This is a genomic window from Frankia sp. CcWB3 (genome assembly GCF_977927595.1).
In genome coordinates this window covers 6802-15036 of the sequence record NZ_CDWRCK010000092.1, presented here as the reverse complement: position 1 = coordinate 15036, position 8235 = coordinate 6802, and the positions used below count along the sequence as shown (strand labels likewise).

The 8235-nt window shown below is 72.0% G+C and carries 4 protein-coding genes and 2 pseudogenes; 4 read left to right on the top strand and 2 right to left on the bottom strand.

The genetic code is table 11. The features are described from left to right. A pseudogene (locus tag ACY5KJ_RS09440) lies at positions 1-986 on the bottom strand (serine/threonine-protein kinase); the annotation flags it as partial. Positions 987-1203: 217 nt separating this feature from the next. Here ACY5KJ_RS09440 and ACY5KJ_RS09435 point away from each other — a divergent pair. The 4 genes and pseudogenes from ACY5KJ_RS09435 (at position 1204) to ACY5KJ_RS09420 (ending at position 6544) form a co-directional block, all read left to right on the top strand. Further along, positions 1204-1326 carry a hypothetical protein gene (locus ACY5KJ_RS09435; protein ID WP_462203198.1) on the top strand — a complete coding sequence of 41 codons (123 nt, stop codon included), beginning with the start codon at positions 1204-1206 and terminating at the stop codon, positions 1324-1326. A gap of 128 nt (positions 1327-1454) precedes the next feature. Further along, positions 1455-2944, top strand: a pseudogene (gene lat / locus ACY5KJ_RS09430) (L-lysine 6-transaminase). Next, the gene (locus ACY5KJ_RS09425; RefSeq protein ID WP_462203197.1) at positions 2941-4626 is read left to right on the top strand and encodes an aldehyde dehydrogenase family protein; all 1686 of its coding nucleotides are present in this window, start codon (positions 2941-2943) and stop codon (positions 4624-4626) included. Before lat ends, ACY5KJ_RS09425 begins: the two are co-directional and overlap by 4 nt. A gap of 235 nt (positions 4627-4861) precedes the next feature. Further along, positions 4862-6544, top strand: a complete 1683-nt coding sequence (locus ACY5KJ_RS09420; protein ID WP_462187937.1) for an MFS transporter — start codon at positions 4862-4864, stop codon at positions 6542-6544. A gap of 25 nt (positions 6545-6569) precedes the next feature. Here the strand turns inward: ACY5KJ_RS09420 and ACY5KJ_RS09415 are convergent, their stop codons facing one another. Further along, positions 6570-8027 (bottom strand): class I SAM-dependent methyltransferase, encoded by a 1458-nt coding sequence (locus tag ACY5KJ_RS09415; RefSeq protein ID WP_462187932.1) that lies wholly within the window; start codon positions 8025-8027, stop codon positions 6570-6572. Positions 8028-8235: the final 208 nt, after the last annotated feature.

Here is an 8235-nt window from a genome sequence, read left to right as displayed (position 1 = left end):
GCTCACGGTCGGCGGGGCGGGCGCGCGGTGGTGGGCGGGATCGGGACCGTAGCCGGCGCCGCGGTACCCCCCATTGCGGTACCCCCTGTGGGGACCCTCGCCGTCCGGCGGGGTCGGCGGCAACGACCACCAGCGGGCCAGCGCCGTCTCGCTGGCCCGGTCTGATTCGGTGGGGGAGGGGACGTCGTGGCCGACCAGTCGGGCGAGCAGCTCGGCGGCTGCGGGGCGGCGCGCCGGCTCCTTGTCCAGAGCCGCCCGCACGACGCCGGCCAGGGACGTGGGCAGCCCGTCGAGGTTGGGCTCCGCGGTGAGGATCTGCATGCCGATCGCCTCCGCCCGTTCGCCCCGGAAGGGGGGCCGGCCGGCTGCGGCGAAGGTGACGCAGGCCCCCAGGCGAAGATGTCGGCCGCGGGCCCGGCCCGCTCGCCGCGCAGCTGCTCGGGCGCCATCCAGACCAGGGTGCCGATCAGCATTCCCGTCCGGGTGTGGCTCGTGTTGTCCCCGGCGCGGGCGATGCCGAAGTCGATGACCTTCGGGTCGTCCCAGGTGAGCAGGATGTTCGCCGGTTTGAGGTCGCGGTGCACCACTCCGGCGGCGTGGATCGCGACCAGGGCGTCGGCCAGGCCGACGGCGAGTCCCTGGACCAGTCGATCGTCGAGCCGGCCGCGGGTGGCGACCGCGTCCGCCAGGTTCCTGCCCTCGACGTACTCCGTGGCCATCCACGGCCGTTGCCCGGTCAGGTCGGCGTCGAGCACGGCGGCGACGGCGCTGCCCCTGACTCGGCGGGCCGCGTCGACCTCGTGCCGGAAACGGGACCGGAACTCGGGATCGTCGGCGAGTCCGGCCGACGGCACCTTCACGGCCGCCGGCTTGCCGTCGGTGTCGAAACCGAGGTAAACGACGCCCATCCCACCCGCGCCGATGCGGTTCGCCAGCCGGTAAGGGCCGATGCGCCGGGGGTCGTCCGTGGTCAGGGGCGTCAGCACGCCGCTTGCCTTCTCTCCGTCGTCGGGTGTCGGGGTGGCCCGGCGGTTCCGGCGCACCTCGCGACGGTGCGGGGTGGAGATGCGCCGATTGTTTCCCGTGCGGTCCCCTGCACTTATCTGACGGCGTCGTCTTCGCTTTGTGTCAAGGATCCGCCACCTGGGAATCGAAATGAAATAACTTGCGCGTTTCGAACCCTCCACGGGCCTGTGACCTGCGATGATGCTCTCGATCACGTATTTGTTACTTCATTACGTCCCCCTGATGTGTGCGGTGTGGTCGACGCGCCGCCGTTACGCCCTGACGGCCTTCGCGAGAAGATTTGGCCCATGCTCGGCATAGAACGAAAGAATTAGAGGTTGTAGCGTAATCTTGCAGAGATATCTTCGTAAGAAGGTCGACGTCGCCGAGACGGCTCGTGGGGTGGCGACGGGATCCGGATGGAAGTGGTCCGGGGGGAGGAGAGCGGGATGGTCGTCCCCTTGCAGCCGGCCCAGCCCCTGCAGCCGGCCCAGGTGTCTGCGTCCGGTGCCCGGCCGGCGGGTGCCCGGCCGGCGGAGGGGTTGCCGGCGGACGCAGTGCTGAGCACGCTCGGTCGCCACGTCCTCGTCGACGGCTTCGACCTCGTCTGCGACCTGGCGATGAGCCGTGGCAGCGTGCTTGTCGACGCCCGTGATGGGCGGCGCTACCTCGACCTCTACAGCTTCTTCGCGTCTGCGCCGCTCGGGATCAACCCGTCGGACCTCGTCGACGACGCGGGCTTCGTCGCTCGGCTGGGTCGGGTGGCGGTCAACAAGCCGGCGAATCCGGACGTCGCCACCGTCGCTTACGCCGAGTTCGTGCGGACCTTCGCCCGAGTCCTCGGCGATCCGCAGTTGCCGCATCTGTTCTTCGTCGAGGGCGGGGCCCTGGCGGTGGAGAACGCGCTCAAGTGCGCCTTCGACTGGAAGAGCCGGCACAACGCGGCACACGGCCGTCCCGCGGCGCTCGGCCGTCGGGTTCTGCACCTGCGGAACGCCTTCCACGGACGCAGCGGCTACACCCTCTCGGTCACGAACACCGATCCGGTCAAGACCGAGCGTTTCCCCGTCTTCGACTGGCCGCGCATTGACTGCCCGGCGATGGTGTTTCCCTGCGTGGGGCCGGCACTCGACGCGGTGATCGCCGCGGAACGTGTCGCGCTCGGCCAGGCCGAGGCCGCCTTCGCCGCCCATCCCCACGACATCGCCTGCTTCCTGGCCGAACCGATCCAGAGCGAGGGCGGGGACAACCACCTGCGGGCCGAGTTCTTGGCCGCGATGGCCGAGCTCTGCCGGCGCCACGACGCGCTGTTCGTGCTCGACGAGGTGCAGACCGGTGTCGGCGCCATCGGCTCGGCATGGGCCTACCAGCAGCTCGGCCTGCGCCCGGACGTCGTCGCGTTCGGCAAGAAGGTCCAGCTCGGCGGGGCGATGGCCGGCCGGCGGGTCGACGGGTCGACGAGGTCGCCGACAACGTCTTCCGCGTGCCCGGGCGGATCAACTCCACCTGGGGTGGTGGCCTGGTGGACATGGTCCGCGCCACCCGCATCCTGGAGATCATCGAGGCGCGGGGGCTCATGGCCCGGGCCGGCGAGCTCGGCGTGGGCATGCTCGCCGGGCTGACGGAGCTCGCGGCCCGCCACCCCCGGCTGCTGTGCAATCCCCGTGGGCGCGGTCTGCTCTGCGCGGTGGACCTGCCGGGCAGCGCCGTCCGGGACGAGGTGCTGCGGCGGCTGCGGGTGCGCGAGGGAGTCCTCGCGCTGCCCGCCGGGAAACGGGCCATCCGGTTCCGACCGGCGCTGACGGTGAGCGCGGAGCAGCTCGCCGCCGGGATCGCGGCCCTCGGCCGGGTCCTCGACGGGCTGCCGGGTGGATTGGATGGGCCGGGCGGATTAGATAGGCCGGATGGACCCGGCGGACCGGATGGGGGATCGTCATGACGCTGGTACGGCCACGGCGGGTTGGTGCGCTTATTGCCGGACGCCCGCAGGCCGGACGTCCGCAGGACGGGTGCGCGCCGCCCGGCGCGGCCGAAGCGGAGCTCACCCCGGTCCGGACGGTGCCCTCGACCAACCCGGCCCGGCTCGACGACGTGGTCGCCGAGGTCGAGCTGGCCGGCCCGGAGACGATCCTCGCCGCCGCGGTGGCGGCCCGTGACGCCCAGCGCACCTGGGCAGACGTGCCGGCCCCGGTCCGGGGAAGCGTGATCGGCAATCTCGGCCGGCTCGTCGCGGACAACGCCGCCGCGCTCGCCCGGCTCGTCACCCGGGAGATCGGCAAACCGGCGGCCGAGGCTCGCGGCGAGGTCCAGGAGATCATCGACACCTGCGAGTTCTTCCGCGGCGAGGGACGCCGGCTTTACGGCGAGACCGTTCCCTCCGAGATGCCGGACAAGCAGCTGTTCACCTTCCGGGAGCCGGTCGGGGTGATGATGGTGATCACCGCGGGGAACTTCCCGGTGGCGGTGCCGTCCTGGTACATCGTGCCGGCCCTGCTCGCCGGCGACACCGTGGTCTGGAAGCCGGCCGAGTACGCGGAGGCCTGCGCGCAGGCCCTGGTCGAGCTGATGGCCGCCGCCGGGGTTCCCGCCGGCGCGGTGAACCTCGTGCCCGCCGACGGCGCGGCGACGTCGCTCGGGCTGGAGCGGGCGCTGGCGGCCGGCGTCGTCGACAAGGTCGGTTTCACCGGATCCACCGAGGTCGGCCGGTTTATCGGCGCCCTGTGCGGCCGGTACCTGCAGTCGCCGTGCCTGGAGCTCGGCGGGAAGAACCCGATGGTCGTCGCGCCCGACGCCGACCTGGATGCCGCCGTCGAAGCGGCGGTGTTCGCCGGGTTCGGCACCGCCGGGCAGCGGTGCACCTCGCTGGGCACGGCGATCGTGCACGAGTCGGTGCACGCCGAGTTCGTGCGTCGGCTCGACGCCGCCGTGTCCGCGGCGGTCGTCGGCGACCCGACCCGGGACGTGCTGTACGGGCCGCTGCTCGACGCCAGGTTCGCGGCCGGGTTCGCCGACCATCTCGACCTGATCCGGGACCATCACCGGATCTTCGGGTCCACCGCGGTGGGACGGATCACGTCGGCCGGTTTCGGGACGTCGGCCGGCTCGTTGGCGCAGGCGGGGCCGGCGGTGCCGGGAAGGTGGCCGGGCGGACCGCGCCGCGGCTTCGTCGGCGATCCCGACTCCGGGTTGTACTACCACCCGGTGGTGCTCGACGGCGTGCGCCCGGACGACGAGGTGTTCCGCGAGGAGACGTTCGGCCCGATCATCGGCGTTACCACCTACCGCAGCCTCGACGAGGCCATCGACCTGGCGAACCTGCCCGGCTACGGGCTGTCGTCGTCGATCTACACCGGCGATGCGGCGAGCGCGTTCCGGTTCCGGCGTGGGGTGCGGGCCGGGATGGTCAGTATCAACTCCTCGACGTCGGGCGCGGAGGCCCACCTGCCCTTCGGCGGCAACGGGCGGTCCGGCAACGGAAGCCGCCAGTCCGGTCGCTGGGTCCTCGACCAGGTCACCCGATGGCAGTCGATGAACTGGGACTACTCCGGCAGGTTGCAGAAGGCCCAGCTCGACACGGCCGTGCCCCCGGCCGACCTATCCTTCCGCCTGTCGGACCCGTGAGTTCCGGCTGAGACGGGTGCCATGTCGCCGTGCTGCCATGTCGCCTCGCCTCACGGACCCGATGGCGTTTTTCTCGACGACGCGGGACAACGCGGCCGGTCACGGCGGATCGGGGCGTCCGGAGGTTCCGCCGCCCCAGTGTGCTGCCGCATCTCGCCGCATCCAGGACTGGGCCCCGGCGCCCGGCGCCGGTCCGCGCCATAGTCGGCGCATGCCAGACCTGGTGACGCAACTGATGCCCGGGATGCGGCCGACCCCCGGCACACGACGGGCCGGCCGCCGGGAATGGGCCGGTCTCGCCGTGCTCGCTCTGCCCTGCCTGCTGCTGTCGATCGACGTGACCGTGCTGTACTTCGCCCTGCCGTTCATCACCGCACACCTCGCCCCGAGCAGCGCCCAACTGCTCTGGATCGTCGACATCTACTCCTTCGTGCTTGCCGGCCTGTTGATCACGATGGGGACGGTCGGCGACCGGATCGGGCGTCGCCGGCTCCTGCTCTACGGCGCGGCCGTGTTCGGAACCGCGTCGGTACTCGCCGCCTACGCCACCGGCCCGGTCATGCTGATCCTCGCCCGGGCGGCGATGGGCGCCGCCGGTGCCACCCTGATGCCGTCGACTCTCGGGCTCATCCGGGTCCTGTTCGTCGACCCGGACCAGCGGCGCGTCGCCGTCGCCATCTGGACGGCGAGCTTCTCCGGCGGTGTTGCGCTGGGACCGCTGCTCGGCGGATTCATGCTGGAGCACTTCTGGTGGGGCGCCGTCTTCCTGATCAATGTGCCGGTGATGCTCCTGCTGCTGGTGCTGGGTCTCGCGTTCCTGCCCGAGTTCCGGGATCCGCGTCCCGGCCGCTTCGACCTGACCAGCGCCGGGCTCTCCCTCGCCGCCGTCCTCAGCGCGGTCTACGGCATGAAGCGCATCGCCGAACACGGCTGGACCGCCGTTCCGATGACCGTCTTCGTCGTCGGTGTGGTCCTGGGTGGCCTCCTCGTGGCCCGGCAGCGCCGGGTCGACCAACCGCTGATCGACCCGCGGCTGTTCGCGTCCCGCGCCGTGCGCACGGCGTTGGCCGTCAACGCCCTCGCTCTGTTCGCCCTCGTCGGGTTCAGCTTCTTCGCCACTCAGTACCTGCAGCTCGTGGCGGGCCTGACCCCGCTGGTCGCCGGGCTGTGGACGATGCTGCCGGCGACCGCGATGATTATTTCTGTGCTGGCTGCACCTCGGCTGCTGCGGCTACTGCGGCTGGGCGGTGCGCTCGGCGTGGGGCTGGTCGTCACCGCGCTGGGATTCGGCATCGCCAGTCGGCTCGGCGTCTCCGGGGGTCTGCCGGTGCTGCTCGGCGCCTATGCCGTGCTAATCAGCGGGGTCGGTGTCGTCCTCACGATCTGCACCGACGTCGTGCTCGGCAACGCCCCACCCGAACGGGCGGGTTCGGCCTCCGCCCTGTCCGAGTCGGCCATCGAGTTCGGGGGCGCGCTCGGGGTCGCCGTTCTCGGCAGCATCGCCACCGCCGTCTACCGGAACGAGGTGCCGACGCGGGCACCGTCCGGCCTGCCCACGATCGCGGTCGACGCGGCGCGGGAGACCCTCGGCGGTGCGGTGGAGGTCGCCCACCGGCTTCCCGGCGGCCTCCACCCCGGTGGCCTCGGCGACATGTTGCTGCGGGTCGCACAGGAATGCTACGTCGACGCGATGTCGGTGACCGCCATGATTGCTATGGCGGTCATGGCGGCCACGGCCGTCGCCGTCGTGATGGTGCTGCGCCGGGACGGTGCGCCGTCGACGCCTGGGTCGTCAACGCCTGGGTCGTCAACAGCTGGGTCGTCGACGGCCGGGAACGCGGTCGCCGAGCGGGCCGAGAGCATCGGCACCGAAGGGTCCGACCGCACGGTGGCGGACTCCGCCGCTCCCGGGTCGTAGGCGTCGTTCCCGGGGCCTAGCTGGGTCAGCCGGCCGTCGGCTGGCTCAGTGCTGTCGGCTGGCTCAGTGCCGTCGTGGGCGTCGGTGCTGTCGGTGCTGTCGTGGGCGTCGGTGCTGTCGCGGGCGACTCGAAGCGGGGCCGCAGGGGCATGCCGGCGGCGCCGGCGTCCGGCCGGACCGCGAGGGTCTGGTGGATCTGGGTCCGCCCGCTCTCGAAGCTCAGCGCCGATCCGGCCATATAGAGCCGCCAGACGCGGGCCCGACCCGCCCCGACCATGCCGACCGCGGCCGGCCAGTTCTTCTCCAGCAGGCGTACCCAGGCCCGCAGGGTCAGCGCGTAGTGCTCGCGCAGGGACTCGACGTGGCGCGCCTCGAAGCCGGCCGCCTGCATCAGGGAGACCATGACCCCGATCTCGTGTAGTTCCCCATCCGGGAAGACATAGCGATGGAGGAAGTCGCGTCCCCTCGGCAACGGGACCGGGCCGAGGCCGGGCCGGGCCCGGCGGGCCCCCGCGGGGTCGCCGGGGAACGAGATGCCGTGGTTGAGCAGGCGCCCCCCCGGGCGCAGCAGCCGGTACAGCTGGTCGAAGTAGGTCGGGAGCATCGCCCGGCCGACGTGCTCCACCATGCCGATGGAACTGATCGCGTCGAAGGGGCCGTCCGGGATTTCCCGGTAGTCCTGCAGGCGGATCTCGATGACGTCGGCGAGGCCCGCCTCGGCGACGAGGCGGCGGGCCTGCGCGGCCTGTTCCACCGAGATGGTTACCCCCACGCCGCGGACCCCGTGATGGCGGGCGGCGTGGATCAGCATGCTGCCCCAGCCGCAGCCGATGTCCAGTAGCCGCTCGCCGGGACGCAGGCCCAGCTTGCGGCAGACCAGCTCGTGCTTGGCGTTCTGGGCGGCGTCCAGGCCGACCTGCGCCGATTCCCACACCCCGCAGGAATAGGTCATCGTCGGGCCGAGGACGAGGCGGTAGAACGCATTGGACACGTCGTAGTGGTGGGATATCGCCGCCGCGTCCCGGTCCCGGGTGTGCTGCCGGCCGCGCAGCCGGCTCTCCTCGGGCGGCGGGGCCGGCGGGCGCGGGCCGAGTTCGCGCAGCAGGGTCGCGGCGGCGCGGGCGGTTGCGCCGGTCAGCCGCGAGCCGGCCCCGGCGATGCCCCGGCGCACCGCGAGGGCGGCGAAGACGTCCCCCTCGACGTCGATCTCCCCGGCGACGAAGGCCCGCGCGAAGCCCAGCTCACCCGGGCGGAACAGGACGCGGCGCAGGGCCTCCGGCGAGCGGACCAGGATCCGGGTGGTGGTGTCTGGTCCCAGCACCGAGCCGTCCCACAGCGTGATCCGTACCGGCGGGTCGTCCCCGATCAGGCTCTCGAGCAGGATGCGCGTCGCCCGCGCCACGTTCGGTGACCACCGCGGCTCCCGGTGCGGAATGGTTGCTTCGGCAGGGTCGTGCTCCGCCGGCTCTCGACTGATCGTCACGGTGCATCCTCCGGTTGTTACCTGGGCTCATCGTCCCCCGGAAACCCGCTGCCGCAACGGTGTCGGGTGTTGCATGTCCGTATCCCTGTTACCGGGGATCCCCGGTAACAGGGATACTCCGGTCCGTCCCGCGCCGCTCAGGCCACGGCGGAGGCGCCGAGCAGGGCCTTGAGGTCGCCTATGAGGGCCGGAGTGCGCTGGACCTTGT